Origin of the sequence: Microbacterium sp. AB (assembly GCF_032878875.1) — a bacterium.
GTDB classification, from domain to species: Bacteria; Actinomycetota; Actinomycetes; order Actinomycetales; family Microbacteriaceae; genus Microbacterium; species Microbacterium betulae.
The window spans coordinates 2,060,133-2,086,251 of the sequence record NZ_CP118157.1; the positions used below are offsets into that span (position 1 = coordinate 2,060,133).

Annotated in this window: 22 protein-coding genes and 1 tRNA gene; 9 read left to right on the forward strand and 14 right to left on the reverse strand. The window is 65.9% G+C overall.

Going from position 1 to position 26,119, the window contains the following annotated elements:
• Positions 1–4: 4 nt before the first annotated feature.
• Genes N8K70_RS09725 through N8K70_RS09745 form a run of 5 tightly spaced genes read right to left on the reverse strand, consistent with a single transcriptional unit; the run spans position 5 to position 7,538 of the window.
• The gene (locus tag N8K70_RS09725; RefSeq protein WP_317138149.1) at positions 5–1,492 is read right to left on the reverse strand and encodes a reverse transcriptase domain-containing protein; all 1,488 of its coding nucleotides are present in this window, start codon (positions 1,490–1,492) and stop codon (positions 5–7) included.
• On the reverse strand, positions 1,489–2,649 hold the full coding sequence (locus N8K70_RS09730) for a GIY-YIG nuclease family protein (RefSeq protein WP_317138150.1): 1,161 nt from the start codon (positions 2,647–2,649) through the stop codon (positions 1,489–1,491). The genes N8K70_RS09725 and N8K70_RS09730 overlap by 4 nt, the downstream gene beginning before the upstream one ends.
• The gene (locus N8K70_RS09735; RefSeq protein ID WP_317138151.1) at positions 2,646–4,619 is read right to left on the reverse strand and encodes a DEAD/DEAH box helicase; all 1,974 of its coding nucleotides are present in this window, start codon (positions 4,617–4,619) and stop codon (positions 2,646–2,648) included. The genes N8K70_RS09730 and N8K70_RS09735 overlap by 4 nt, the downstream gene beginning before the upstream one ends.
• Positions 4,616–7,294: a class I SAM-dependent DNA methyltransferase gene (locus N8K70_RS09740; RefSeq protein ID WP_317138152.1), complete on the reverse strand. Its 2,679-nt coding sequence runs from the start codon at positions 7,292–7,294 to the stop codon at positions 4,616–4,618. Before N8K70_RS09740 ends, N8K70_RS09735 begins: the two co-directional genes overlap by 4 nt.
• 55 nt (positions 7,295–7,349) lie before the next feature.
• On the reverse strand, positions 7,350–7,538 hold the full coding sequence (locus N8K70_RS09745; RefSeq protein WP_317138153.1) for a helix-turn-helix domain-containing protein: 189 nt from the start codon (positions 7,536–7,538) through the stop codon (positions 7,350–7,352).
• A 137-nt stretch (positions 7,539–7,675) separates the two neighbouring features.
• Here N8K70_RS09745 and N8K70_RS09750 point away from each other — a divergent pair, with 137 nt between their 5' ends.
• From N8K70_RS09750 to N8K70_RS09760, 3 genes are read left to right on the forward strand one after another with little or no spacing between them, the layout of a single operon-like run.
• Positions 7,676–8,200: a DUF4365 domain-containing protein gene (locus tag N8K70_RS09750; RefSeq protein ID WP_317138154.1), complete on the forward strand. Its 525-nt coding sequence runs from the start codon at positions 7,676–7,678 to the stop codon at positions 8,198–8,200.
• Between the two features lie 3 nt (positions 8,201–8,203).
• On the forward strand, positions 8,204–9,358 hold the full coding sequence (locus N8K70_RS09755) for a hypothetical protein (RefSeq protein WP_317138155.1): 1,155 nt from the start codon (positions 8,204–8,206) through the stop codon (positions 9,356–9,358).
• Positions 9,355–10,512, forward strand: a complete 1,158-nt coding sequence (locus N8K70_RS09760) for a DUF4238 domain-containing protein (RefSeq protein ID WP_317138156.1) — start codon at positions 9,355–9,357, stop codon at positions 10,510–10,512. The genes N8K70_RS09755 and N8K70_RS09760 overlap by 4 nt, the downstream gene beginning before the upstream one ends.
• A 65-nt stretch (positions 10,513–10,577) precedes the next feature.
• Here the strand turns inward: N8K70_RS09760 and mobF are convergent, their stop codons facing one another.
• Positions 10,578–14,006: a MobF family relaxase gene (gene mobF / locus N8K70_RS09765; RefSeq protein ID WP_317138157.1), complete on the reverse strand. Its 3,429-nt coding sequence runs from the start codon at positions 14,004–14,006 to the stop codon at positions 10,578–10,580.
• Positions 14,007–14,308: 302 nt separating this feature from the next.
• On the opposite strand from mobF, the gene N8K70_RS09770 reads away from it, so the two are divergent.
• Genes N8K70_RS09770 through N8K70_RS09790 form a run of 5 tightly spaced genes read left to right on the forward strand, consistent with a single transcriptional unit; the run spans position 14,309 to position 17,084 of the window.
• The gene (locus N8K70_RS09770) at positions 14,309–14,887 is read left to right on the forward strand and encodes a hypothetical protein (protein WP_317138158.1); all 579 of its coding nucleotides are present in this window, start codon (positions 14,309–14,311) and stop codon (positions 14,885–14,887) included.
• A gap of 22 nt (positions 14,888–14,909) precedes the next feature.
• Positions 14,910–15,227, forward strand: a complete 318-nt coding sequence (locus tag N8K70_RS09775) for a transposase (RefSeq protein ID WP_317138159.1) — start codon at positions 14,910–14,912, stop codon at positions 15,225–15,227.
• A gap of 17 nt (positions 15,228–15,244) precedes the next feature.
• A complete protein-coding gene (locus N8K70_RS09780; RefSeq protein WP_317138160.1) occupies positions 15,245–16,174 on the forward strand; it encodes an integrase core domain-containing protein in 930 nt (309 codons plus the stop codon).
• A gap of 45 nt (positions 16,175–16,219) precedes the next feature.
• Positions 16,220–16,639 carry a hypothetical protein gene (locus N8K70_RS09785; protein ID WP_317138161.1) on the forward strand — a complete coding sequence of 140 codons (420 nt, stop codon included), beginning with the start codon at positions 16,220–16,222 and terminating at the stop codon, positions 16,637–16,639.
• Positions 16,629–17,084: a hypothetical protein gene (locus N8K70_RS09790; RefSeq protein ID WP_317138162.1), complete on the forward strand. Its 456-nt coding sequence runs from the start codon at positions 16,629–16,631 to the stop codon at positions 17,082–17,084. The genes N8K70_RS09785 and N8K70_RS09790 overlap by 11 nt, the downstream gene beginning before the upstream one ends.
• A gap of 486 nt (positions 17,085–17,570) precedes the next feature.
• On the opposite strand, the gene N8K70_RS09795 is transcribed toward N8K70_RS09790, so the two are convergent.
• From N8K70_RS09795 to N8K70_RS09830, 8 genes are all read right to left on the reverse strand, one after another.
• Positions 17,571–18,776 carry a tyrosine-type recombinase/integrase gene (locus tag N8K70_RS09795; RefSeq protein WP_317138163.1) on the reverse strand — a complete coding sequence of 402 codons (1,206 nt, stop codon included), beginning with the start codon at positions 18,774–18,776 and terminating at the stop codon, positions 17,571–17,573.
• Positions 18,769–18,969 carry a helix-turn-helix domain-containing protein gene (locus tag N8K70_RS09800; protein ID WP_016465007.1) on the reverse strand — a complete coding sequence of 67 codons (201 nt, stop codon included), beginning with the start codon at positions 18,967–18,969 and terminating at the stop codon, positions 18,769–18,771. Before N8K70_RS09800 ends, N8K70_RS09795 begins: the two co-directional genes overlap by 8 nt.
• 190 nt (positions 18,970–19,159) lie before the next feature.
• A tRNA-Gln gene (locus tag N8K70_RS09805) sits at positions 19,160–19,231 on the reverse strand.
• Positions 19,232–19,329: 98 nt separating this feature from the next.
• The gene (gene gltX, locus N8K70_RS09810) at positions 19,330–20,838 is read right to left on the reverse strand and encodes a glutamate--tRNA ligase (protein ID WP_317138164.1); all 1,509 of its coding nucleotides are present in this window, start codon (positions 20,836–20,838) and stop codon (positions 19,330–19,332) included.
• Positions 20,839–20,900: 62 nt separating this feature from the next.
• Positions 20,901–21,671: a fumarylacetoacetate hydrolase family protein gene (locus N8K70_RS09815; protein ID WP_317138165.1), complete on the reverse strand. Its 771-nt coding sequence runs from the start codon at positions 21,669–21,671 to the stop codon at positions 20,901–20,903.
• 23 nt (positions 21,672–21,694) lie between these two features.
• Positions 21,695–22,789: a branched-chain amino acid aminotransferase gene (locus tag N8K70_RS09820; protein ID WP_317138166.1), complete on the reverse strand. Its 1,095-nt coding sequence runs from the start codon at positions 22,787–22,789 to the stop codon at positions 21,695–21,697.
• Between the two features lie 31 nt (positions 22,790–22,820).
• Positions 22,821–23,879, reverse strand: coding sequence for a 3-isopropylmalate dehydrogenase (locus N8K70_RS09825; RefSeq protein ID WP_317138167.1), 1,059 nt, complete (start codon positions 23,877–23,879; stop codon positions 22,821–22,823).
• Positions 23,880–23,919: 40 nt separating this feature from the next.
• Positions 23,920–25,446: an MFS transporter gene (locus N8K70_RS09830; RefSeq protein WP_317138168.1), complete on the reverse strand. Its 1,527-nt coding sequence runs from the start codon at positions 25,444–25,446 to the stop codon at positions 23,920–23,922.
• Between the two features lie 113 nt (positions 25,447–25,559).
• On the opposite strand from N8K70_RS09830, the gene N8K70_RS09835 reads away from it, so the two are divergent.
• Positions 25,560–26,102: a TetR/AcrR family transcriptional regulator gene (locus N8K70_RS09835; protein ID WP_317138169.1), complete on the forward strand. Its 543-nt coding sequence runs from the start codon at positions 25,560–25,562 to the stop codon at positions 26,100–26,102.
• The last annotated feature ends 17 nt before the right edge of the window (positions 26,103–26,119 follow it).

The window sequence follows — 26,119 nt, forward strand, 5'->3', positions numbered from 1 at the left end:
GCCGCTAACCAGCATTCACACTCCCCCACTCGTACGCGGCTCGAACTAGCTGCGAATCTGCCTGCATTGCTTTACCAAGTTTCGAGGGAGCCTCGCCGTCAAGCTTTCCCACGACTGCAGAAACGCCGCACCGTGTGATGCTCGTCGACTCCACGAACAGGTCGGCAAGTTGCTCAGCAGTGATGGCATGTGAATGAGATAGTGCCCAGGCCGCTTCTGCACGAACTACTTCAGACCTGTCTTTTAGGCATAGCTGCGCCCAATCATCGAAGGGAACACGATCGGCGGCCTTTGGTACCGTGAGCGTCTCGGCCATCCTGAGCAGCCATATTCGCGCCCACGATGACGTCCTGGGTAGGGCTACCAGACGAGCTACCGTCGCCCAGTTCTCGCGGTGCTCTGGCCTCGCTCGTAGGTAGACGAGCACATTGCGAAGATGAGGAGGCTCCCTTGCGACGATTTCCAACAGCCAGTCGTCCGGAAGCCGCTCCGGTGCCGCCCGAAGAACGCGCAGTGCGCGGGAGCCGAATGTGGCGTGCAGAGTGCGCTGCTCAGGGTCGCCCTGTACCCAGTCCTCTACAATCCCCTTGAGTGCTGCGAAGTCGACTTCATCGTCGGGCGCGTCGATCTCTTCGAGCTCAAAGTCTTCGTAGCCAACCTGGACAAACTCCATCGAGCGAAGATTGTCTGCCGCACGTGAGCGATAGCCGTCGAGTAGCGCCTCACGCTCCTCCTCCGCCTCCTGTAGCTGCTTCACCGAGTGGATTCGTGTCTTGCCATCGGCGAGAGTGAGCCCAAGAGACCGAGCTTCCTCTACGACAAGCTCAATAGCATGGTGCGCGGATGCCCAGTCCTGCGAGATGACTCGGAAGTCATCGGCAAAGCGATTGACCTCGTAGCCTCCCCGACGGATACCGCGTTCGACACGATCGAGATACACATCGGCGAGCAAATGACTTGCCGACATAGCCTGCGGGATTCCGACCGCTCGCGGAAACAAATCTCCAAGAAGGTCCGACAGTGAGCGCGACGCTTCATGATCCAGGCTCTGCATCAAGATCTCGTCGGCGAGGATGCGGTGATCGACATACTCGTAGCAGGCCGCGATATCCACGTCGACAATCCTCACTTCGGATGGTCGTCCCGGATCGACGCCGAACGCACGATGAGCGTGGATTCCCTGCTCACGAGACGGCTTAGGAAGGTGCGGCTGGAGTCGGCCGACAATTGACTCATAGATCGTCCGTGCAACTGGGGAAAGGATCCCGATCGGCCTCGGACCGTACCCCCGTTTCGGCATCGCAATCACGTCCATAGTGGGAGTGTGACCCGCAATAGACATCGCTTCAGCGGATCCTGCCAGCACGTCAACCCCGTCAACCAGAGCCCGCTCGGAGATCAACAGCGGCAGCTCCAAGAGCGGCCGAGACACCACTTCCTTCGCCGACTCCTCGAAGCGCAGACTCTTCGCAAACTCCGGAGAGAGTCTCATAGTTCGGCCCGTCCAGTCAGTTTGCGCGCGGATGAATCGTAGACGAAGTCGATGATGCCGCCCGACGCGATCAATGAAACAGCCTGGTCAATGACCTCGATCGGCACGATGTACCATTCTGACGGCTCATAGCGGCGCCCGTCTTTGCCGACCTGGCTAACGTCGAGACGTACCTCAGCGAACACACGGTGCAGCAGGTTCTCGAGCGCCGATGTCCGCATATTGTACGTGCGGTATGACGCCACGATTTCCACTGGTGCCATGAGGTAGGTGGGCTGCTTCTCAGCATGGGCGATCCGATCCTCGGCGGGTCCGCGAGAAAAGCCGATCTTGTGGAGATCCGCGATGCCTGCGATCTGCGGGTCGTCGCTGAGCGAGCGCAGGACGTATACGTAGCCGGTTGCGACGTCATCGGCCAGGATTGACTCGAACTCTGCCGGAACGACAGCCTGGCCGTGCCCCTCGCCCATGCGGATGCCGAGCGACTGCCGGTACATCGAGGACTCAGTGCCGTTCTCGAAGATGACGCGCAGCCGTTCCCGGCGGTTCACGCGAACGGTGGTGGTCTTGTACTCGGTCTCGCCAACATCAGCGATGAAGAGCATCACACCGTTGAGGACGAAGAACGCGCCCTCGACGATGTGTTGCATCCCCGGGAACGCCACCAGCTTCGATGCGCCGTTCGCGAGCTCTGCATGCTGTTGCTGGAACAGCGGCTCGAACTGCTCGAAGTCCTCTGCGCGCACACGCTGGGCCGCATCGACCGATGCTTCCGGGCTCTTACGCTGCGGCAGATCGGAGGTGTCGAGAAGCCCACTGTCGTCATCGAGCAGCCCGAGATCGTCACCTTCGAGGAGATCATCGAGGGAGGCCGGCGCTTCCGGCTCGACGAGCAAGCCGAACTCGTCCAGGTGCTTGAGCGCCGCGATCTTGTCGTCGCTGGCCAGGATGCCATCGAGACGTGCACCGAGCTTGCGCTCCGCGATCTCTCTGGTGTCCGAGCGCGGTGGCCGCTCATGCTCGAGGTAGAACTCGACGATCTCGAGGAACGACCGCTCGAGCCGGTCGGAGCTGGTGAGCTTGGGAGCCTTCTCCGGGGTGTCGAGGAGGCCGTCTTCGTCCGAGTCGAAGATGCTCTGGAAGTCGGTATCGCTCATGACTCCTGCAACCTCTGCTGGGCTTCGTGCTCGCGCTTCTTCTTGCGCAGGAACAGCAGCGCTTCGGCGTAACGCTTCTCGGTCGGGTCATCGCTGCGCACGTCGGGCTGGCGTCGGTTGACCTTGGCGAACTGCTGGATCTTCGGCCAGAGCAGCCGCGCCTCTTCCTCGGTGATCTCGATACGGGTCGCCGTGATCGTGTCCTGGATGATGCGCAGCACCTGTGGCGTCACCGACTTCGAGAGCACCTCGAAGGCGCGCTGGAACGGGTTGACCTTGTCGATTAGGTTGATGTCGAGATCGTCGACATCAAAGAAGCGATTGTTCAAGATGAACTTCTTGCTCCCGCCAACTTCACGTGCCTCGCCGTTCTTGATCACGGAGTCGACGACAACCTGCTGGCGCAGCTCCTCGACCTGGGCCTCGTTGAGATCGGGATAGCGCTCCCGGATGATCTTCGGGATCAGCACCTTGTTGGCCACCTCGGCGTCGAGGTTGCCCGCCGCGGCCTTGACGAAGGTGTCGTCCTGCAGGATCGTCGCCTTGAGGTCGTTCAGGTCAGTGGCGACGATCTGCTTCACGCGATCAGTAGACGGCTCCTTGAAGCCCTTGATCCGAAGCTCCCCCGGCTGCGGCGCATCGTCGTTTCCGGTCTTCGTCTTGAATGTGAAGTTCGGTGCCAGCACCTGCTCCATGAGCAGGGAGGCGGTGATCGCCTTGAGCATGTTGTTGACCGAAAGCTTCACCTCATCGGTGGTCGCGTCGGGCTGGGCGATGAGGTTGGTGAACTGCGCGTGCTCCTTGCCAGGGCTGTCGCGGGTAACCCGCCCGATGATCTGGATGACCTCGGTCAGCGACGCCCGGTAACCGACAGTCAGGGCGTGCTCCGCGAAGGGCCAGTCGAAGCCCTCCTTGGCCATGCCGAGTGCGATGATAATGTCCACCGCGTCGCGCTCCTTCGAGGCGACCGAGGTCAGGTAGTGCAGGGTCTCAGCACGGGCGATCTGGTCGGTGTCGTCAACGAGATCCGCCACACGCACGATCTCGCCGTTGTCGCGGCGACGAATCCGCATGACGTTGGATTCCTCGGTCTCGGTCGAAATGACCTCACCGATGGCATCGAGGATGAAGCCGACCTCCTCGATCTTGTCCTTGGTGGACTCGCCGCTGTTGACGTTCGGGATGTGGATGATCGTCTTCTTGTCGAGATCGAGGATCTCGTGGATCGCGCTCGTGTAGCGGCCCTGGTAGAAGTGGTGCCCGATGCCGAGCGATTTGAGATACTCGTAGCCGTTGAGCTGGTCGTAGTAGTTGAACGTGACCGGCGTGAACCTCGCCTCATCCTCCGGCAGCAACACCGGCACCGAGTCACCCCGGAAGTACGAGCCGGTCATCGCGACGATGTGCGCATCCGACCCGGCCATCACGCCCTTGAGGAGATCGCCGAGGCGATTGCTTGCGGTGTCCGCCGAAACGTGGTGGAACTCGTCGATGGCGAGCACCGTGCCGTCGAACGTAGAGGCGGGCAGCTTCTCGTAGGCGAAGCGCAGCGTGGCGTGGGTGCAGACAAGGGTGGCGTCCGGCCCTTCCAGGAAGTCGATGAACTGCTGCACCTTGCCCGACGATGAGCCGGGCATACAGAGGTTGTTCTTGTCCTTGATCTCCCAGTCCGCAAAAAAGCCGAACCGGCTCAGAGTCGTCGTCGAGAACGATCCACCGATGGAGCGCTCGGGCACAGCAACGATGACCTTCTTGCGGCCCTGGTTGTAGAGCTTGTCGAGCGCGACGAACATGAGGGCTCGAGACTTGCCCGAGGCCGGCGGCGCCTTGACGAGCAGGTACTGCGCACCACGCTGCTCCCAGACACGCTGCTGCATCTCACGCATGCCGAGCTCGTTGGTGTGGACGCTGTTGCCAGTCTGCGCATACGTCACATTGACGATGTTCGTCGGCTTCTTGATCTCGGTCACTTGCGCTTCTCCTCGGCAGTCATCTGTTCATACATACCGAAGAGGTATGACAGGCGCTCTTCGTCGCTGTCGAAGCCGCGCTTGCGGTAGACCGCGTCCACGAGCTCGTCCAGCTCCTGGTGTGCCAGGCGAAGGTCGTCGGGCATCAGGTCAGGGTCGTACAGCTCCGCCAGCGTCTTCTCGGAGTGATACTCGCGTACGTCGAGCACGCGGAGGGCGGCATCGGTGAGCTGTTCCTTGGCTGCGGCGGACAGTGACGGCACCGGGAAGTTGTTGTAGACGATGGTGCCGGAGTAGCGGTAGTCAGTCTTCATTCGGCCTGCGACCGCTCGAACCCAGGTCATGTGTGTACGGGAGGTGAGAAGGGCGAACGTCCACGGTTCCACTTCATAGGCGGCATTGGCTGAGTTCGAAATGACCGTGTTCCGGTCGAGATAGCCAATCGGGATGTACTCGCGGCGCTCGGAGGTGGTAGCCGGTACGATCACCGAGTCGCTCTCCCGGTGAGCGAAGAAATAGAACCGATGCGGGGTTTCAGCAAGAGCACGAGTTGACTTCTCGGTGCTCTTGGCACGGTGGTCCCGAACCTTATCCAGCCGTACTGCGATCTCATCGATACCGAGCGCGGCTTCGAGATCGTCGTCGCTGATAACGAGGCACCACCGGCTCTTACCTTTGATGAACTCGTCGGAACCGCTGAAGCCCCGAACGAACCGAGACGCTTCCGGCCAGCGCTCGAGGAGCGTGTCGCGCTGGTCATCGGTGAGCAAGAGATTGCCTCCGTCGTTCGGCATCGATCCGAAGCCAAGTCGAGGGAGCACTGGGCTCAGAGGCGCGCTCCTACGACCAATCCAGATGTCTGGGCCGTCCGCCAGGTATGCGTTGATCCGATTCACTTCATGCCGAAGCTCATCCGAGAAGATGAACTTCGGCGCCTCCCCTTTGTTCCGAACCCCGACAACGACGCACGTAACGCCAGCTGCGTTCTTCGCCTGGTTCGACCACCTGAACGACGTGTAGGCGTACCCGATCTCTAGGTCGTCCTCGAGTACGTCCGGCCAGAGAAGCCCTACCTGTTCACCCTGTGTAACGGAGTTGGTCGAGACGAGCGCCAACTCAGCTTTGGTTCCCCGGATGTACTCGCCGCCCTTGATGAACCAAGCGCTGACGTAGTCGAGACTCTTGTACCGTGGCGTGACCGACTGCAGATCGCGCTTATGCTCAGACGTCTGGTTGCGGCTTCCGAGGTACGGCGGATTGCCAATCACATAGATCTCTTCGGCACCCGTGTTCGGGCACACCTCATTCCAGTCGCGCGTGATCGCGTTCCCCTGATGGATGCTTCCAGATTCCTTCAGCGGGATCAGTGGCAGGTCGATGCCGAATTTCTCACGGAACTCAACGTTCATCTGATGCTTCGCGATCCAGAGCGACAAGATCGCGACCTCCACCGCGAAGTCGTCAATTTCGAGTCCGTAGAAGTGCTCGACATTGATCCGGGAGCCGAGCAGGTTGAAGGTGAACTTGTCGCCCTGGAGCCCCTGAAGCCGCTCCAGGATGGCATGCTCGAGCTTGCGCAATTCCTTGTAAACGATGACGAGGAAGTTGCCAGAACCACAGGCGGGGTCGAACACCTTAATCCGCGCGATGCGCCGCAGCAGTGCTTCTAGCTTGGGCGCGCTGTCGAAGGCAACATCGAACTGCTCCTTGAGTCCGTCGAGGAACAGCGGCTCGATGGTCTTGAGGATGTTCGGCACCGAAGTGTAGTGCTGCCCGAGATCGGAGCGCTGACCGGGCGTGACGACTGCCTGGAACATCGAGCCGAAGATGTCGGGGTTGATCTCGTTCCAGAGCAGCCGACCGCTCTCCAGCAGCAGGTCGCGAGCCTTCTTGTTGAAGGTCGGCACCGTGTGGTGCTCCTCGACCGTGAATAGGCGCCCGTTGACGTAAGGGAACCCTGCAAGATGTGTCGGCTTGTTGGCAGGGTCGGCAGTGTCCAGCGCGGTGAAGAGATCAGTCAGGAACTGGCTGACGTCCGAGCCATCGGCTTGTGTGAGCGTGCCGACGGCCCCGGTGAACTGCCCCTCCTTGAAGATGCCGGTGTCCTCTGCAAAGAAGCAGAAGAGCAGCCGTGTAAAGAAGACGTTCAGGGCGTGACGCCCGAGCGTCATGGTGTTGAGCTCGGGGTTGAGCGCCAGCAGCTCATCGAACAGCTTCGCCATGCGCTCGGCAGCCTTGACATCAGCATGGGCCTCAGCAACGTACTGGGCTTTCTCCATGCCTGCCCACGGCAGGAAGAATGTGAAGTGCTTGTCGATGTCCGAGATCGGGATGGCGAGCGAGTCGTTCGTCTTCGTGTCGACGGCCAGCAGCTCTTCGTAGTCGGTGACGACGACGAAGCGAGTGTTGTAGCGAACCACGGTCGGTGCGCTGCGGAGCTCATCGATCACCCCCAGAAGGTCGTCCGTCGTCTCCTTGAAGTAGATGACGTTCTTCTGAGCGACCTCGGTCGACGGATCATCGGCGACGTTGAGCGAGCCGTTGCGCAGGCGCGTGATGTTGCTCGACGAGCGCCCGTACGCGGCCAGCAGCTCGAAGATGAACTCCCGGTCGTAGTGGCTGCGTCCGCCGAGCGGCCTGACACGCTCCTGGACGGACTTGAGGTTGAGCCTCATCGGATCGGGCCTCCCCCGTGTCGTGCCCTGAGCCCACGGTGGGCAGTTGCGCCGCTCACTCTACGTCCGCCGTTCCGGCGCGGCCGCTCCGCACCCACTCGTCGATTTCGCTCGTCTGGAACTTCCAGAGGCGACCAACCTTGTGGGCGGGCATGTCCTTCTCCGCGATCCAGGCGTAGACGGTGTCCTTCGTCACACCGAGGTGGGCCGCGATGTCGTCGGCCGAGAGCCAAGGCTCAGTCACAAGCGACCTCCTACGCCGAATCAGACCGGGTTTGACCCGGTTCCCTTGATCCTACCGGGCTGCACTTGGGCGTAGGTAGGGCGAGTTGGGTCGCATGCCTCTTCTGCCCGATCTATGCCGCCCTCTAGGATCGGGACATGGCAGGCATCATCGGAGACGACGCGATGCCATCGCCTGCGCCCACCATGTCGCTCTCCGCAGCACAGGGCCGCTTCGGCGTCGACTACCTGCAGCTCGCCTGTAGCCACGCCGGGTTCGGCTGCAGCGAGCCTCGCCCGGGCGAGGACGTTCGCGCGATCGACGCGACGATCGGCTTCGAGTACGGTGACGCCCACGTGCAGGTGAAATGCACGACGAAGACGTTCAGCCCGAAGCGCCAGACCATCCGCATCCCGGTCGAGGAAGAGTGGGTCGCGTCCTGGCAGAAGTTGCGTGTTCGAGGTCCGGTTTATCTTGTGGTCGTTCAGGTGCCCGAGCAGGCGAAGTGGATCGACTACCCGGCATCCCACACGCTGGTGGCCGCGACCGCGTACTGGGCAGCGATGGATCCGTCGACGACGCCGAAGAGTCTGGTGGTTCACCGCAATCAGCAGCTCACGGTGGAGACGCTACGGGATTGGGCACTCGAACGACAGCTTGCAGTCAACGGAAAGGCGGCGTAACCCATGACCGCCTCATTCACCGATCTCATCGACTACCTCACCCTCACGGGTTGGCGCCGCGATTCCAGCGGACAGTCGGGCTCCGTCTGGCGACGGGAGGGCTGGGACAAGCCGCTGCCCGTGCTCGACGACCTGAGTCGCGAAGACTACGAATGGACGTCGACCGTCGAGCGGATCGCCAGTGCCGTCGAAACCTCGCCACGCGAGGTCGACGAAGCAATTGGGCGCATGTACTTCGACGTTCAGGAGTTCCGAGCGGCCGACGACATCTACATCAAGGGCTCGATCCCCGTCGAGGCGGGCTTCACGCTGTTCTCATCAGCTCGCGCCATGATCCGCGCGGCGGCTGCGACGGCACGCTCCCATAAAGCCCGTATCGGCGGCAACTACGGCCCGGCAGCGCTTCGGATTGCGGAGAAGGCTCGCTTCGGCCACACCATCCATGGCTCGTACATCGTGCCGCTCCTGATGCCGCTCGATCGCCCCCAGGAACCCACGTCGGACACCCCGCTCGAGTTCGAGGGCCAGGGCGTCGCGCACCCGCTGGTGGAACCGGAAGAACGACGCACGACACGCATGCTTGCGCAGGCGCTTGCTGCGATTCAGCATGGCATCGTCGAACCAGCCCGGGAGCCGCGCGGCTCCGTCGTGAATGACTTGGTGGCCACTGGCGTCAGCCGCGAAATGGTGGTTGCGGTCGAGAAGATCGTCGGTTCCGAGGGTGTCGCCGTCTTCGAGGTCAATTTCGACTGGGCAGGGGCCTTCACACCGCCGCCGGGTGACCTCCGCCAGATCTCGTTCCCGCACGACAGCGCCGAGATCCTGCGGCTTGCCGCCGACAAGTTCGTCCCCAGCCCACGTAACCCGTATGAGACGCTCTCCGGCCAGATCATCGATCTCGAGGACGACCCCCAAGCACCTGGCGGACGAGCTACGATCCGCACCTTCCGGCGCGGACGGCAAGTACGCATCGATATCCCACTGACCCAAGCACAGACCGACGAAGCACATTCATGGTTCAGCGAGCATCGCCATGTTGTCGTCGCGGGCATCGTGAAGAGCGCACCGGGTAAAACCTCGTGGGTCGAGGATGCGAGGCAGTTCGCGCCCCTCGACGAGGTGGTGCTGTTCAGCGATCTCGACGACTCGAAGTCATGAGCGGCACCACCTCCGACAGCATCTGGGAAGTCGCCTGGCGAAACGCCGAGGCGATGACCGCTGCTGGGCAGGAGCCACGTCGCCATCATCTGCTGCCGCGCTTCTACCTGCAGCGATGGGCTGTCGAGGATCGCGTGCGCGTCATCGACCTCGAGCGCAACCGCAACGCCTACGAACCGGCACCCGAACAGGCAGCGGTTGAGACGGACTTCTATCGTCTGCCCGATGCGGACGGCGTCTCTCCCGTCTATTGGGAGGCGTGGCTCTCGCAAGTCGAGGGCCACGCGGCGTCTGCGTTTCAGGTGCTCGACACGGATCGCCCCGGAGACCTAGACGAGGAGCAGCACCAATGGCTGACGCTGTTCCTCGCGACGCAGATGACGCGGGGCCGGAAGGCGCGTGAGAAGCGGCGTGCGATGCTCGCAGAGGAGCTCACGCAGGTTCTTGACGCATACGGCCCAGAGAACCTTGCCGACGAGCTCAGGCAGGGCGACCTGTTCGCCTATGGCGCCGACGACTCACTCGAGACGATCATGGCCGATGTCGAGCGATTCCGCGCCGACCCGTCACAGCTCCCGCTCACCCGCGAGCAGGACCTGGAAGTGTTCGCGCGCACGGCAGCACACGTCGCCGGCCTCCTGACGATGCGCCACTTCGCGATCTATACGACGCCGCGCGCCCTGATCACCTCCGACGAGCCGATGGTCGAACTGCACGAGGACATGGCAGCCCCTGCGCTCTGGGGAGGCGTCTGGGGCGCACCGATCTTCGCGTTCCCGATCGGCCCGTACCGAGTGGCCGCGTTCTACCGTCGAGACATCGAGCCTCGTCAGGCGGGCTCCAGGTTGAGCATCGAGGAGACGCTGGATCTGAACGCTGCCCTGCTGGCCAACGCCCACAGCTTCGCGATCGCACGGCCCGGGGACCGAATAGCGGAACGGCTCTTCCTTCCCGATGCGCCACGAAGCTACCGATCCAGTCGCCATACCAACCCCGAGACGAAAGCCATGCTCTTCCGGCTCTGGGCGCCGTCGCGCTGGGAAGGTCGATCGGACGCACCTACTCGCGTGGTGTCACGTTGGTGGCCGCCGTACGTTCCGCCCGCATCGCCGCCCACCGATGAAGAGCAGAAGATCATCGACGGCTGGGCGTAGCAATAGCTCCGCGGCCACGAAGACGAAACCGCCTGCTGGAGACTTGCAGCGCGAACACTCGGGCCCTACAACGATGGCCCGTCACGGTATGCGGAGGAACCTCGGCTCTGTTCATGCCCGAGGATGTCGAGCCGCTTCGCGCGCACTTCTGCTGCCTTCCGCGCCCGTGCAGCGGCGAGGCGCTGAACCTCGACCTTGGCAGCGCGCTGGTGGACGAGCTTGACCGCTTCATCTGGCGAAAGCGCATCAAGTTGGGCGAGGTAGCGGCGATCCTGCGCCGCCTGCTCGCTCAGGGCCTTCACCCGCGCGGCAATCGCGCTCGGACGCCGGTTCCCGAGGACGCGCTCGTACGGCGCTATGTGCTCCCGCGACTGCCTCGCGGCGATCTCGCTGACCTGCGTGGCTTCCGCGCGTGCTTCGACGACGGCGGGCACATGGCCGGCTTCGTGCTGGGCGACTGACTCGGACCACGCGGGCAGATTGCTCTCGCTGCGGGGGACGCTCTGCCACCGGTCACGCACGACCCTCTCTGCCGCCTCGCGACGGGCGTCTGCGCCGTCCGCGGTTCGGGTGGCAAAGCGCTTGCGGAACCGAGATGCTCTCTCCTTGGCCCGGCGTGCCGCGATAGCGTCCTGCTGCGCAGCCAGGAACGCGGCGCCATCCGCGACTGCTTCCTGTGTCAGCGACTCCACAACGTCCGCGAGTACCGCAGCTGCCTTCGCATCTGCGGCTTCCGCGAGCTCGCGCTGCGGCTCGTACTCGGCCTTGTGTCGTTCGGACTGGTCGTGCAATCTGGCGGCTGCCGCCACCCAGTGCTCTCGCTCCGCGTCAGCCTTCGAGATCCGCTCGACAATCCGGTCGCGCTCCGCGCCGACGATGGACATAGGCCCGTCCGCAACGAGGTCCGCGACGGCCTCACGGGCGCGTTCGGCGGCGTCTTCCAGGCCGCGGTCGGCGCGGTCTCGGGCGAGCGCATCGACGAACTGCTGCTTCGCGTCTGCGAGATCGCTGGCGACGATGTGCAGCCTGTTCGTCTCGCGCCCGCGGGTCATGCCGACATAGATGCCTGCCGCATCAAGCGCGTCGGAGAGCAACGTGTGTGCCGCGTTCACGGTCGAGCCCTGGACGCCGTACGCGGTGACCGCGTAGGCCAAATGCGCATCTTCGGTCACGTACTCCGCAGGCAAGGTCATGGTGCGCTGCTGCTTACGGCCGTTGCCGGTCTCGACGATGTTCAGCGCGCCGTCTTCGCCGACGTGCTGCACCGTCCAGGTCTGCCGGTTGGCAACGCCGAGCGTGGACTCGTTGCGGCGGGTCTGGATCACGTCCCCGGTGCCGATGGGGAGCCCGTCGCTGCCGAGCACCGTCCGCGCGTCGTCGACTTCGCCGCGGTCGACCCGCTCGGCACGGACGCGTTCGTTCAGCCCCCGGGCCTCGTCGTTCGTCGCCGCGGTGATCGCATCGGCCGGGCGCGTCGTCCTGGCAATGTTCTCCCGCACGTCGTGGTCGGTGTCGTGCAGGACGATCAGTCCGTGCTCGTTCAGCCGATCGAAGATCGCGGCGGGGTTGCGGGCATGCCGCAGCTCGAGCGTGAGCGCCGCATACGCAGGGTCGGTGAAGCGGTGCAGGCTCGTCATATCGACGACTGCTGGGCTGAGTTTGGTGGCGATGTCGAGAACGCCTCCGCGTCCGACCGCGGGGAGTTGCGCCCGGTCTCCGACGAGCGCGACAGTCACCCCGGCTTCGTCCGCGACTTGCAACAGGGCGAGGGCGGAGTCTTGGTCGAGCATCCCTGCCTCGTCGACGACGATCCGCTCACCTCGCGCGAGACGCGCCTCCTGCACCGGCCCCCGATAGATGCCTCCGGTTTCGGGATCGGCGTCCCCGGGTCGCAGGCGTGTCCACACGCCGTCGCTGTTCCACCGGAACCCATGCGCGTAGATGAGCGTGGCCACGGAGTCAGCGGGGATGCCGAGTTCCTGGGCAGCAACGTCGGCAGCCTTCTTCGTCGGCGTGACGACCCGCATTCCACGGCCCTCCGCGGCTGCGGCGGCAATCGCAGTCTTGAGCATCGTGGTCTTGCCCGACCCGGCCGCGCCTTCGACCACGACGAGCGGGTTGCGGGATGCGACGACTGCGGCTGCATGTTCCTGGGCATCATCCAGTCCCGCCAGCACCGCAAACTCGTGTACGTCCGGAATGTGCTGGTTGGACTTCTCCGCGCGAGCGGTGAGCAAGTCGCGCAGTTCCGTCTCGGCAGCGACGACGCGCAGCGATGTCAGATGCGCGACGTGTTCCGGCGTCGGCGCACCGGGTGGGAGGACGGAGAGGCAATCCGATGCCGCGAGCTGCGTCGCCAGTTGCCCGAACACTCGCAGCTCCTCGGGGGTGGCTTGCACACCGTGCTCGGTGGTGATGCGGGTGACGTGCTCGCGCAGCGTGTGCACCGTCCACGCCGATGCACCCGCCGCCGCACGGTCAAGCGCACGCGATGCGACTTCCTCGATGCGCAGTTCGTCGAGTGCAACCGGTGCAGGCCTGCGCACCCGAGGTGCATCCGGGCTATAGCCGGCGTCTTCAATCTCCGCACGCCAACCGGCCTCGCTGCCAAGCACCGTGGGCTTCTTCCCTGGGCGTTGGTGCTCCCACGCCTTCGCTTTCAGCCGCGCCCGCACGACCGGCCCGGGTTCCTCACCAGGATGCGCAGCTTCCCACTCGGCCCCGAAGTTGGCGAGGTTGCGTTCGACCTGCGCGCCGCGCTTCGACAGCGCCGCGTTGTATGGCTCCAGCTCCGCGACCTCTCCGGTCGCCGGGTCGAGCGTGAGACCGTGCTTGTCGAGTACGGCGGCGAGTTGCGGGTGCGCGGCGATGATGGCGGTGCCGAGAGCACGGATGGCTCCCTGCTGCTTGAACAAGGCTGCGGTGTCCAGACCGCGCCACTTTCCCGTGGCGTAGACGCGAGTGCCGATCTGGAAGTGGATGTGCCGGTGCGGGTCACCCGCACGGCTGGTCTTGTGCGCGACGGCGACGGTCTGCAACTGCTGCACCGGCACAACTTCTCGCGCGTGCCGAGGCCCGACCCGGGTGACCGAGTGCTGAGCGAGCCACCGGCGGATCTCCGCCGCCGCATCCTGTTGCGCGGCGTCGAGCGCGTCGGAGACCTCCGGGTGCAGGGCGGCGGCGATGGAGAGGGACTTCGGGGCGTTGATCACCATCTCCGCGAACCGCGGCGAACCCCGCATGCCCTCGCCCGCGCCGCGCGGGGCTCCCATCGAGGTGCCGCTGATCGGGTCCGTCCAGTCCACCCATGCGGCGTACTGCTCCGGGTCGAGCGTCCGTCCCTCGATGACCTCGCCCGCGGAATCGGTGACGGTGAACTCCGCGAGCGCGGTGCCGCCCTCCAAGTAGTACTCGTCGGCAGTGGACCTGTCCGCCTCCAGGTATCGGCGTGCGGCCGCGCCGGTACCGCGAAACAGGATCACACCGCCTTTCACCCCGGGCCTCCTCACGACTCGTCTCATGAGGGAGGTGCGCACGCCCCACCAGCGGTGGCATACGTCCATGAATGAATCTGAGAGGAGAGCCGCAATCTGTAGAGCTCGCGGTGGTGAGGTTCGCTGGAGCCGCAGCTGTGTCAGGCCATCGGCTATGGCTTCAGAGCCTGGGGCGTGCTCGCAGGCGGCGACGCCTTCTCATGGCCTGAATGTCAGCCACGAGCACTACCCTGGGTTCACGACGTGATATGCCCAAGACCCTCACGACGTGCAGATGGAGATGAGCTGAGGAAGGTGCGCCGATGGTCTTGCCGCTCGTTCCTCTGATAATCGTCGTGGTCACCGCAGCTACCGGCACAGCGGGCGTGGGCACGGGAGTCTGGGGCGGCGCACAGATCGCTCGCGCCAAGAAGGACATGAAGACGCAGGCTGAGCTGTATGAAAATCGCTATGCTGCGCATCTCGGGAAGACCGAGGAAACGAACCTCATCTTTCAGGCTCTTGGCCGTTCGCAGGAGCGCGCGCAGCATGAAGTCATCTACCGAATGAAGGACTTCCTGGAGCGAAACGCCAAGCAGGTGAAGGCGCACGAGCACTTGATCCTCGACGGAGTCGACGGGTCAAGTCAGCACGTTGTTGGCCTCACAAAGCTTGAGGCCGATGTCGCTGGTTGGGTCCGCGGCGTCGTGGGCTCAACCATCGTCGGTGTAGCGACCCCCACGGTGATCCGCGCCGGGGTAATTCAGCTCGCGACAGCGAGCACTGGCACGGCCATTGCCGGACTGAGCGGCGCGGCGACGACAAGTGCGACGTTGGCCTGGCTCGGTGGTGGCGCGTTGGCGGTGTCGCGCGTCAGACTTGTTGGCAGGACTGTTGGTTGAGTTCTGAAGGAGCAGTTCTGACATGGGAAGACCACCTGTGATCCCGGTGGAGCAGAAGACGAGGATCGTGCTGAGCGTCCTCGCTGGCGAGGTCACGATCGCCGAGGCCGCGAGGCGTGAGAAGGTGTCCGAGCAGTCGATCGGCCGCTGGAAGTCTGACTTCCTCGAGGCGGGGAAGACGGGCCTGGCGGCGGGCAGGTCCGGTCCGTCGACGCGGGAGCAGCAGCTCGAAGCCGAGGTCGCGGAGCTGACCCAGGCGCTCGGGGAAGCGCATCTCGAAGTCCGCGTCTGGAAGAAGTCCGCCGAGGGCCGCTTGGGCCCTTCGAGGACCTCGAGGTGATCCGCGTCGAGGCGGGCATGCCGACTTCGAGGTGGTGCGAGAGGTTCGGCGTGCCCGAGCGGACCTGGCGGCGCTGGCAGGCCAAAGCGCGGCAGGACCGCCCGCCGAAGGGCCCGTGGCCGCAGCCCGCGCGGGACGCCGCCCGGCCGCTGGTGACGAAGCATGCGCTGGCGAAGCCGGAGTGGGGGCACCGGAAGATCTGGGCGATGACCCGTCACGACGGGCACCGGGTCTCGCAGGCGACCGTGCTGCGGCTCCTCCGCGACGACGGGCTGATCCTCCCGTCGGAGTACCAGAAGCAGCGCCGCGACCTCGCCCGGGCGCGCAAGGACGCGTTCGCGAGGACCCCGACGGGCCCGAACCAGGTGTGGCAGCTGGACTTCAGCGAGTTCGAGACCACCAGCGGCGGCACCTGGCGGCTGGCCGGATGCCGAGACTGGTATTCGAAGTACGAGCACCGGTTTCACACGTCGCCGACGGCGAATCAGTACGACGCGATCGCCGCCGTCGAACTCGCCCTCGAAGACTACGAGGCGATGTTCGGGCATCCGCTCATCGATGCCTGCGAGGTCGACCCCGACACCGGCGAGGTGACACCCGCGGTGACGATCGTGACGGACAACGGCGGCCCGTTCCGGTCGCTGAACTTCGAGCTGTTCATCACCCGCCACCCCGAGCTCACGCACGTCCGCACCCGAGTGAAGTCGCCGGGGCAGAACGGGTCACGCGAACGCGGGTTCGGGACGCTGAAGTATGAGCGGCTGTTCCTCGACGAGATCCCCGACGCCCTCACTCTCGTCGAGCGCGCCGAGGACTACCGGATCGAGTACAACACGATCCGCCCTCACGAGGCGATCGCCTGGAACCGGCCAGCCGAGGTCCACCTCGGCCACGCCGACCCCACCATCCCCAACTTCGAAAGAGAAGAAACCCTGCCAACTACTTGACGCGGGACAGCGGCGGGCGGCGGGGGCATGGCGCTTGGGGCTGTGATGCTCAACGTCGCAGTCATTGGCCCCAGCGCACTGGTCGCGGGGATGACAGTCAAGAACCGCGGCACGAAGGCGAAGACTGAAGCTGAGAAACACCGCACGGATGTTGAGATCGAGATCGTCAAGTTGGACGCGCAGAACGAACTACTCCGCGCCGTCAATGCCAGGGCCAACGAATTGGACCACATCCTCATTCGTCTCACCGATGACGCGACCGTGTCGATGGACACTCTGGAGTCGGAGCCGTTCGATATGGAGCGGCACGCAGAGCGCCTTCAGAGGGCGCTCATCCTCGTGAAGGCCGTCCGAGATGTGGCGACTGCGCCAGTCGCCGATGAGCAGGGCAACCTCGACCAACAAACTGAGGAACTCGTCCTCAAGTACCGCAACACGAGCAAGGAGACGGCCGATGGCTACTGAATCTGGAGCGGACAAGGGCAGCATCGTGCCGTCCAAGGCGGGTGACGTCATCTTCGCCGCCGTGAGCAAGATCAGCGCGACTGATGCACTTGGCGCTCTGACGCAGTTGGTCAATGCGACCCGTGAGACGATCAAGATTCACGAGGTAGAGAGCACCAAGCGCGAGAAGCTCAGGACTTACAGGGAGACTGAGGTTGCCCGCATCCAGGCGTCCGAACGTGTCCTGAAGAACTATTTCGACCGCATCTTCGAGGAACGCAAAGAGACTCACCGACAGCTCTTCGCCGGCCTCGACCTGGCGCTCAAGTCCGGAGACGTCGCCGCCATGCAGGCTGTCATCGGCGGCATCGTGGAAGTCGCCCGAACCTCTCCGCTCGCGAACCTCGGTAATCTCGCGGAGTTGCGCGCAGCGATGGACGACCCGGACGCCGTCTTCGAGTTCTGAGCTTCGTAGGACGACTCAAGCACGACGGTCCCGGACATTTTCCGGCACCGTGATTGAGGACGTCCAAGAAGCTGTCGCAAATCATCCATCCGCGTCGTCCACGGTGCCGCCAAATTGACGGAACCGTCCGGCCTCCCAAAGTTCAGATGGCCGAGTCCTCGTACGGTGGTGGCAAGTTGACACCGCCTGCAATCCCGGGGCTCGGGCTTCGTGGGGGTGGAAGATTTGCGCCACCACGGTGGTGTCGATTCGGCACAACCGGAGGACTTTCACTGGGGGTGCCGAATCGACACCCCCGTCGCCGAGCCTCGACCCGGCACCGCGGTGCAGCCGTCTCCGCCCAACCTACGGTGGTTGAGATTCCACACCGCCACCGCACGCTCATGGACTTGTGGTGCAGGTACGCTACCTCTCCTCTCGCAGAGGCGCAAGGCTTCAGTGAGGAAGGTACGCGGCCCGTCCCACGCGACCAGCGAGCCGCATGACTCACGTGCCAAGGATCGTGTCGAGGATGTCGGCGGTGACGACATCAACTTGCTCAGCGGTGATGACGTAGCTGTTGCGAGTGACCATCTCGTTCGCGTGCCCAAGCAACCTCGACGCGATCGTGAGCCCCGCCGCGCGCTCCACGAGCGTCGCAGTGGTGCGCCGGTAGATGTGCGTCGAGTACTCGTCGACCTCGACGCCGAGACGCACGAGCTCATCACGGTTGTCGTCGATGAACGAGCGCAGCAGCCGCTCATAGTTCGACACGCTCATCGGCTTACCGGTCTTCGTCGGGAACAGCAACGCCTCGGGCCCACGCTCTGCGAGTGCGAGTCGGCGTCGCACCGCGTCGGCTGCGAGAGCTGGCAGCGCGACGCGGCGACGCTGTCGAGTGCGTTTGGGTGCGTTCTTGCGCTGGACGCCCTGCACCTTGTTCTGGATCACGGTGCCGTCGATCAGGATTGTCGGCGGGGCGGTGGTCATATCCACGTCACAGCGACGCAGGCCGATGCACTCCCCCACACGGGCGGAGGTGCCGAGCATGATGTCCATGCCGTCCACGAGCGCCCGCCAGTTCGGGCGCGGCCCCATGCCCTCCGTCTCGCGCCAGTGCGTCATGAGATCGCGGATCGCCTCGATCTGCTGCGGGAGGAGCATCGCGGTCTTCTTCTCCGGCGTCGGCAGCCGGGTGACGTCGCGCACCGGGTTCGTCGGGATCGCGTCGTCGCGCACGGCGAACCCGCAGATGAGCGACAGCACCGAACGCGCCTTCCGCGCCGACGACACGCCCCGGTCGGCGAGAAGGTTCTGAATGATCCGGTCGCAGCGGCCGACCGTGAGCGCCTCCAACGTGACGCCACCACAGACGGGGACGAGCGTGAGACGGACGGTGGTCTCGTAATTCTCGTACGTCGACCACGACAGCGTGCCGTTCTCAGCGCGCACCTTCACCGTCGGCAGCCACGCCTCCGCCGCCTCCGCGATGGTCGATCCGGCAGTGACGATGGCCTTCGTGTGAGTCGTCATCGTCTTCGCTCGTGAAAGCAGTTCTTCGCGGGCTGCATCCTCGGTGGCGCCTTCGGCGCGGAGTTGCACCAGCTCGCCGGAGTCGTTGCGCATCCGGGCGCGTGCCCGCCATTTGCCGTTCGTGAGCTGTGTCACCTGCACCTGGCCGACCCCGCCCGCGGCGATCTTCGGCCTAGCCATGACGCTGCTCACGCGCCCAGGCGAGCACGTCGTCGCGGTCGTACTTCACGTGCCGGCCGAGCTTCAGCCACGGCGGCCCGGACTTCGTGAGCCGCCAGCCTTCGAGCGTGCGCTCGGGCACGCCCAGCAGCACGGCGACCTCGGCCTGGGTCAGGAACGCGGGCTCGACCTCGATGCGTACATGAGCTTCCATGCCAGACAGGTGCGGAGCGCGTACCCAAGCGAACCATCGGGGACGAGTGCGTACCTCATCGGCAGAGACGAGGGCGAGACGCGCCCCGTGGGGGTTTCTGGTCACCAATCTGGTCACCAGACGCCAAATCGGGCCACTCGATGGAGTGAGAAGGGAGCCGGACTTCCTAGAGAACTCTAGCGATTCGTTGCTGGGGTACCTGGACTCGAACCAAGAACAACTGAACCAGAATCAGCCGTGTTGCCAATTACACCATACCCCAAGGCGGTGACGACCTGAGCCGTACCGAGGGTCTACGTTACCCGATGCTCAGAGGGCCGACAAATCTGCCCCCGACACATGGCGTGTCGTCGCGGAGCCTCAACCCAGGGCCTGGACGAGTGCGCCGAGCCGGCGGATCGACTCCGCCTTGCCGAGGAGCTCGATCGACTCGAACAGCGGCGGGGAGACCCGTCGCCCCGTGATCGCGACGCGCGGCGGGCCGTAGGCGACGCGCGGCTTGAGACCGAGCCCCTCCACGAGTGCGCCGCTCAGGGCATCCTGGACGGCCTGCGCGTGGAAGTCGGCCTCGGGGACGACCTCGAGGGCCGCCACGCACGCGTTCAGCACGACCGCCGCGTTCTCCGGCAGACCGGACAGGGCGTCCTCGTCGTACGAGATCTCGTCCGTGAAGAGGAACCCGATCATGCCGGGCGCATCGCCGAGCAGCGTCAGACGCTCCTGGACGAGCGGAGCCGCCTCCGCGATGAGCGCACGCTGCGCGTCCGTCGGCTGCTCCCCCACGACGCCCGCCTTCACGAGGTACGGGACGAGACGCTCGGCGAAGTCGGCGGGCTCGAGCAGGCGGATGTGGTCGCCGTTGATCGACTCGGCCTTCTTCTGGTCGAAGCGGGCCGGGTTCGGGTTGACGTCGGCGACGTCGAAGGCGGCGACGAACTCGTCGAGCGAGAAGACGTCTCGGTCGGGGCCGATGGACCATCCCAGCAGCGACAGGTAGTTGAGCAGACCCTCGTGGATGAAGCCCTTGTCGCGCTGCAGGAACAGGTCGGCACGCGGGTCGCGCTTCGACAGCTTCTTGTTCCCGTCGCCGAGGACGAGGGGCAGGTGCCCGAAACGCGGGATGAACGACGTCACGCCGGCGTCGATGAGCGCGCGGTACAGCACGAGCTGACGACCGGTCGACGGCATGAGGTCCTCGCCGCGCAGCACGTGGGTGATGCCCATGAGGGCGTCGTCCACGGGGTTCACGAAGGTGTAGAGCGGGATGCCGTTGGGGCGGACCACCACGTAGTCGGGGAACGACCCGGCCGGGAATGTCACCTCGCCGCGCACCAGGTCGTCGTAGGTGATGTCCTCGTCGGGCACCTTGATGCGCAGCGCGGGCTGACGTCCCTCTGCGCGGAACGCCGCTTTCTGCTCCTCGGTGAGGTCCCGGTCGAAGTTGTCGTAGCCGAGCTGCGTGGCGCGTCCGTTGGCCTCGTTGCGCGCGTCGATCTCCTCGGCGGTCGAGAAGCTCTCGTAGACGAGGCCCGCGTCGACGAGCTTCCGGAGCACCTCGCGGTGCAGGTCGTGACGCTCCGACTGACGATACGGCGCGTACGGGCCGCCGACCTCGACGCCCTCGTCCCAGTCGATGCGCAGCCACCGGAGCGCGTCGAGCAGCTGCCGGTAGCTCTCCTCGCTGTCGCGCGAGGCGTCGGTGTCCTCGATGCGGAAGACCAGCTTGCCGCCGTGATGACGGGCGTAGCCCCAGTTGAACAGCGCGGTGCGGATGAGGCCGACGTGCGGCAGTCCTGTGGGCGACGGGCAGAAGCGGACGCGCACATCGGAGCCGGTGGCCGTGGTGGTGCGGGGATCGGGAGCAGACATCCCGTCCAGTCTAGTTCGCGCGCGTCGGCGGCGATCCCGCGGCGCGGGCGGCGCGCCTCACCTCATGCGGCCGCATCCCGCGCCGTGTTGCGCAGCACGCCGATGCCGGGGATCTCGATCTCGATGGTGTCCCCCGCCGTGAACGCGCCCACTCCCGCCGGTGTGCCGGTGAGGATGAGATCGCCGGGAAGCAGTGTGAAGGCCGCCGACGCGTATTCGATGACGGTCGGCAGGTCGAAGATCATGTCCGTGAAGGGGGCCTGCTGCACGACCTCGCCGTTGAGGCGCGTCGTGACGCCGCTCTGCGCGATGTCGAAGTCCGTCTCGATGGCGGGCCCCACGGGGCAGAACGTGTCGAAGCCCTTCGCGCGCGCCCACTGGCCGTCGGGCTTCTGCAGGTCGCGCGCGGTCACGTCGTTCGCGATCGTGTAGCCGAAGACGTAGTCGAGCGCGTCCTCGGCCGTCACGTTCTTCGCGATGCGCCCGACGACGGCCGCGAGCTCGCCCTCGAAGTGGGTGTCGTCGCTCTGCCGCGGGCGCACGATCGCATCGCCGGGGCCGATCACCGACGTGTTCGGCTTGAAGAACAGCAGGGGCTGCTTCGGCACCTCGTTGCCGAGCTCCGACACGTGGTCGCGGTAGTTGCGCCCGACCGCCACGATCTTCGAGCGCGGGATGACGGGCGCCAGGAGCGCGACGTCGCCGAGGCGCACGCGCTCCCCCGTGGGCTCGAAGCCCGCGAACATCGGATCCCCCGCGAGCACGACGAGCTCCGTGCCGTCGAGGATTCCGAAGGTGATGGCGTCGTTGTGGCTGAACCGGGCGATCTTCACCCGTTCAGCCTAGCGACCGCGGCTCAGCCGTCGAGGCGGTACAGCCAGCCGCGCGTGTCCTCGCGGCGACCGTACTGGATGTCCGTCAGCTCCTCGCGAAGCGACAGGCCCAGCTCGCCCAGCGGCTGCGCGTCCTCGAACCCCTCGGCCTTGAGCGAGCCGATGGGGGTGACCACGGCGGCGGTGCCGCACGCGAACACCTCCGTGATGTCGCCCGAGGCGACGCCCTCGCGCCACTCCCCGAGGGAGACGGGGCGCTTCTCCACGGCGAGGCCGCGGGTCCGGGCGAGCTCGAGGATCGAGTTGCGCGTGACGCCGTCGAGGATGCTGTCCGAGGCCGGCGTGACGAGCGTGCCGTCCTTCTTCACGAAGACGATGTTCATGCCGCCGAGCTCCTCGACGTTGCCGTCGTCGTCGAGGAAGACGACCTGGTCGCATCCCCGCTCGTACGCCTCGGCCTGCGGCAGCAGGCTCGACGCGTAGTTCCCGCCCGTCTTGGCCGCGCCCGTGCCGCCGCGCGCCGCGCGGGCGTAGTTCTCGCTCAGCCAGATCGAGACGGGCTTGACTCCTCCGGTGAAGTACGACCCGGCCGGGCTCGCGATGACGTAGTACGCGTACTTGTTCGCCGGGCGCACCCCGAGGAACGCCTCCTTGGCGAACATGAAGGGCCGCAGGTAGAGGGTCTGGTCCTCACCCTCCGGCACCCACGCGCCGTCGACCGCGATGAGCTCGCGCAGCGACTGCAGGAAGTGCTCCACGGGGAGCTCCGGCATGGCCAGGCGTCGCGCGCTGCGCTGCAGGCGGAGCGCGTTCTGCTCGGGCCGGAAGGTGTAGATGCCTCCGTCCACGTGACGGTACGCCTTCAGTCCCTCGAAGATCTCCTGCGCGTAGTGCAGCACCGCGGCCGCCGGGGAAAGGCTGAGGGGTCCGTAGGGCTGCACGCGCGGTCGGTGCCAGCCGCCCCGGGCGGACCAGCAGATGTCGACCATGTGGTCCGTGAAGACCGTGCCGAAGCCGGGGTCCTCGAGCTTCTCGGCACGCTGGGCGGGCGAGAGGGCGGCGAGGTTCTTCGTCACGGCGAACTCGAGCGGAGCGAACGTGGTGTCTGCGGTGGTCATGGGTGAATCCTGTCTGCGCCGGGGGCGCCGGTCAACGTACGGCCTGCGCGCGGGCCGCGATCGCGTCGCCGATCTCCGAGGTCGTGCGGGATGCGCCCGCGCGGGCGGCGATGTCGTCCTCGATCGCGCGCGACACGCGATCCGCCTCGTCCCGCAGTCCCAGATGGTCGAGCAGGAGGGCGACGGACCCGATCGCGGCGGTCGGGTCGGCTTGCTGGGTTCCCGCGATGTCGGGCGCCGAACCGTGGACGGGCTCGAACATCGAGGGGAAGGCGCCGTCGGGATTGATGTTGCCCGAGGCGGCGAGGCCGATGCCGCCGGTGACGGCGCCGGCCAGGTCCGTGAGGATGTCGCCGAAGAGGTTGTCGGTGACCACGACGTCGAACCGACCCGGGTTCGTGACCAGGAAGATCGTCGCGGCGTCGACGTGAAGATAGTCTACGACCACATCGGGGTGCTCCTGCGCGACGACGTCCACGATGCGCTGCCACAGGCGCCCCGCGTTCACGAGCACGTTCGTCTTGTGCACGAGGGTGAGCCGCTTGCGCCGGCGCTTCGCGAGCTCGAACGCGTAGCGGACGACCCGCTCGACGCCATACGCCGTGTTGACGCTCGTCTCGTTGGCGATCTCGTGCCGCGTGCCCTGGCGGATCGCGCCGCCGTTGCCGACGTACGGGCCCTCGGTCCCCTCGCGCACGACGACGAAGTCGATGTCGCCCGGCTCCGCGAGCGGGCCCGCCTGACCCGGATACAGCTTCGACGGACGGAGGTTGACGTAGTGGTCGAGCGCGAAGCGCAGCTTCAGGAGGAGCCCGCGCTCGATGTTGGCGTCCTTCAGGCGCGGGTCTCCCGGCACGCCGCCGACGGCGCCCAGGAGGATCGCGTCGTGCGCCTTGACCGCGTCGAGGTCGTCGTCGGTGAGCGTGTCGCCGGTCTCGAGGAACCGTCCGGCGCCCAGCGAGAAACGGGTCTTCTCGAACGACACGTCGCTCGAGGCCGTGACGGCGTCGAGCACCTTCTCGGCTTCTGCGACGACCTCGGGGCCGATCCCGTCGCCCGGGATGACGGCCAGTTTCACGACGCGCGGCATTGCTCTCCTTCAGACGTTCTGCGTCCGCCGGAAGCGCGCGTCACTCCGACGTGCTCCTCCGGCGTCCTCCCAGGGTAGTCGCCGCGACGACGGCCGCGAGCACGACCAGCGCGGCGCCGATGAGCGATGTGACCGTCACGCCCCCGTCGAAGGCCTCCGCCGCCGCGGCTCGCAGGGCCTCCCCCGCCGTGCCGCCGACCTGATCGGCGACGTTCATCGCACCCGCGAGCGTCTCGGCGGCCGGCCCCGCGAGGCCTGCGGGAACACCCGGAGGGACGACGAGGGTCGCCCTGTACCACGCGGTCAGGATGCCGCCCAGGATCGACGTGCCCAGCACGGCGCCCAGCTCGTAAGCCGTCTCCGAGACCGCGCTGGCGGCGCCCGCCTTCGCCGCGGGGGCGTTCGCCAGGATGAGCTCGCCCGACACGGTCTCCGCCGCGCCGACCCCCGCGCCCAGCAGGGCGAACCCGAGGACGAGCATCCCGACGTCGTGCGCGCCGACGAACGCGACGATGAGGTAGGCCGCCACCGCGAGCGCGAGCGCGCTCGGGATCACGACGGACGCGCGCACGCGCCGTGCGATCGGGGTGACGACGAAGCCGCCCGCGATCGACGTGACGGCTCCCGGCAGCAGTGCCAGGCCGGCCATCATGGGACTGAGCCCGACGATCATCTGCAGGTGCTGCGAGACGAAGTACAGGAAGCCCACGAGGGCGATGACGCTGAACAGGTTGACGAGCAGCGATCCGCTGAAGCCGGCGCGGCGGAAGAGCGACATGTCGAGCATGGGCCGATCCATCCGGAGCTGGCGTCGCACGAACAGCCATCCGAACAGCCCGCCGATCGCGACCGGCACGGCACCCGCGGCGCCCTGCACCGCGATCTCCTTGATGCCGTACGCGACGGGCGCGAGGGTGAGCATCGACAGGACGATGCTCGCAGGGTCGATGCGGCCGGGATCCGGGTCGCGGCTCTCCGTCACGAAGACCGGCGCGAGCGCGAGCATGAGGACGAGCATCGGGACGGCCAGGAGGAACACGCTCTGCCACGGGAAGTGCTCGATGAGGAAGCCGCCGACGATGGGGCCGAGCGCGCCGCCCGCGGAGAACATCCCCGCCCAGACGGCGACCGCGATGCGGCGCTGATCACGCTCGGGGAAGATCGAGCGCAGCAGCGACATGGTCGACGGCATCAGCGTCGCGCCGAAGAAGCCCATGGCCGCGCGGGCGGCGATGAGCCATCCCGCGGTCGGGGCGAAGGCCGCGAGCACCGATACGACGGTGAAGCCGATCGCTCCCGTGAGCAGCAGGCGGCGCCGCCCGAACCGGTCGCCGAGGGATCCCATCGTGACGAGCAGCCCCGCCAGCACGAGCGAGTAGGCGTCGATGATCCACAGCTGCTGCGCGCTCGTCGGCTCGAGCTCCTGCGCAATCGCCGGAAGCGCGAAGTTGAGGATCGTGTTGTCGATCGAGACGAGCAGCACGGGCAGCATGAGGACGGCCAGCGCCGCCCATGCCCGCCACCCCGCGCGCTGCGTCGTCGGAGCCTCGATCATCCCGGTCGCCATGTCACTTCCCTCCGAATGTGCTCGCCGATGTTTCTGTACCGTCCAGATGGTACAGTAATTCACATGGCTGTGCACGTCCTGGGCAGGCCGATCCGCATGAGAGGCTCGTCACCATGAGCCGCCCGCCCCGCGCCCGCGACAAGGTCCTCGACGCCTTCGAGAGCATCCTCATCGAGGACGGAGAGCGTGCCGCGACCCTCGACGCCGTCGCCCGGCGCGCGGGCGTGTCCAAGGGCGGTCTCCTGTACCATTTCGGCTCACGGGACGCACTGGACGCCGGCCTCGTCGAACGCCTTCGCCTGCTCGCAGCCGACGACGTCGCGGCCACGCAGGGAGCGCCCGAAGGACCCGTGGGCTACTTCCTCGCCACATCCGCGCACGTCGGCAGCCCCTTCGACCGGACCATCGTCTCGGTCAGCCGCCTCGCCAACGGCGGCAACGCCACGGCGACCGCGGCGCTCACGGAGCTGCGCCGCGCCTGGGCGGACGCCATCCGGCCCCATGTGCGCGACGACGCGTCGCTCGACCTCGTCCTGCTCCTGAGCGACGGGCTCTACATCAACTCCGCGCTGCTCAACGACGTCCCGGGCCCGGTGCCGACCGGCGACGCCCTGGACGCGCTCATCCGCCTCGTCGAGAGCGCCACCCGGACCTGACGGCCCGCGTCAGAGGA

Bases quoted from the DNA above. Each gene is read 5' to 3' on its own strand.
- N8K70_RS09785 (WP_317138161.1), top strand. From the start codon at position 16,220: ATGCTCAACGTCGCAGTCATTGGCCCCAGCGCACTGGTCGCGGGGATG.
- gltX (WP_317138164.1), bottom strand. From the start codon at position 20,838: ATGTCTGCTCCCGATCCCCGCACCACCACGGCCACCGGCTCCGATGTG.
- N8K70_RS09800 (WP_016465007.1), bottom strand. From the start codon at position 18,969: ATGGAAGCTCATGTACGCATCGAGGTCGAGCCCGCGTTCCTGACCCAG.
- N8K70_RS09760 (WP_317138156.1), top strand. From the start codon at position 9,355: ATGAGCGGCACCACCTCCGACAGCATCTGGGAAGTCGCCTGGCGAAAC.
- N8K70_RS09750 (WP_317138154.1), top strand. From the start codon at position 7,676: ATGGCAGGCATCATCGGAGACGACGCGATGCCATCGCCTGCGCCCACC.
- N8K70_RS09730 (WP_317138150.1), bottom strand. From the start codon at position 2,649: ATGAGCGATACCGACTTCCAGAGCATCTTCGACTCGGACGAAGACGGC.
- N8K70_RS09775 (WP_317138159.1), top strand. From the start codon at position 14,910: ATGGGAAGACCACCTGTGATCCCGGTGGAGCAGAAGACGAGGATCGTG.
- N8K70_RS09725 (WP_317138149.1), bottom strand. From the start codon at position 1,492: ATGAGACTCTCTCCGGAGTTTGCGAAGAGTCTGCGCTTCGAGGAGTCG.
- N8K70_RS09820 (WP_317138166.1), bottom strand. From the start codon at position 22,789: ATGACCACCGCAGACACCACGTTCGCTCCGCTCGAGTTCGCCGTGACG.
- N8K70_RS09790 (WP_317138162.1), top strand. From the start codon at position 16,629: ATGGCTACTGAATCTGGAGCGGACAAGGGCAGCATCGTGCCGTCCAAG.
- N8K70_RS09795 (WP_317138163.1), bottom strand. From the start codon at position 18,776: ATGGCTAGGCCGAAGATCGCCGCGGGCGGGGTCGGCCAGGTGCAGGTG.
- N8K70_RS09770 (WP_317138158.1), top strand. From the start codon at position 14,309: ATGGTCTTGCCGCTCGTTCCTCTGATAATCGTCGTGGTCACCGCAGCT.
- N8K70_RS09740 (WP_317138152.1), bottom strand. From the start codon at position 7,294: ATGAGGCTCAACCTCAAGTCCGTCCAGGAGCGTGTCAGGCCGCTCGGC.
- N8K70_RS09830 (WP_317138168.1), bottom strand. From the start codon at position 25,446: ATGGCGACCGGGATGATCGAGGCTCCGACGACGCAGCGCGCGGGGTGG.
- N8K70_RS09780 (WP_317138160.1), top strand. From the start codon at position 15,245: ATGCCGACTTCGAGGTGGTGCGAGAGGTTCGGCGTGCCCGAGCGGACC.
- N8K70_RS09755 (WP_317138155.1), top strand. From the start codon at position 8,204: ATGACCGCCTCATTCACCGATCTCATCGACTACCTCACCCTCACGGGT.
- N8K70_RS09825 (WP_317138167.1), bottom strand. From the start codon at position 23,879: ATGCCGCGCGTCGTGAAACTGGCCGTCATCCCGGGCGACGGGATCGGC.
- N8K70_RS09835 (WP_317138169.1), top strand. From the start codon at position 25,560: ATGAGCCGCCCGCCCCGCGCCCGCGACAAGGTCCTCGACGCCTTCGAG.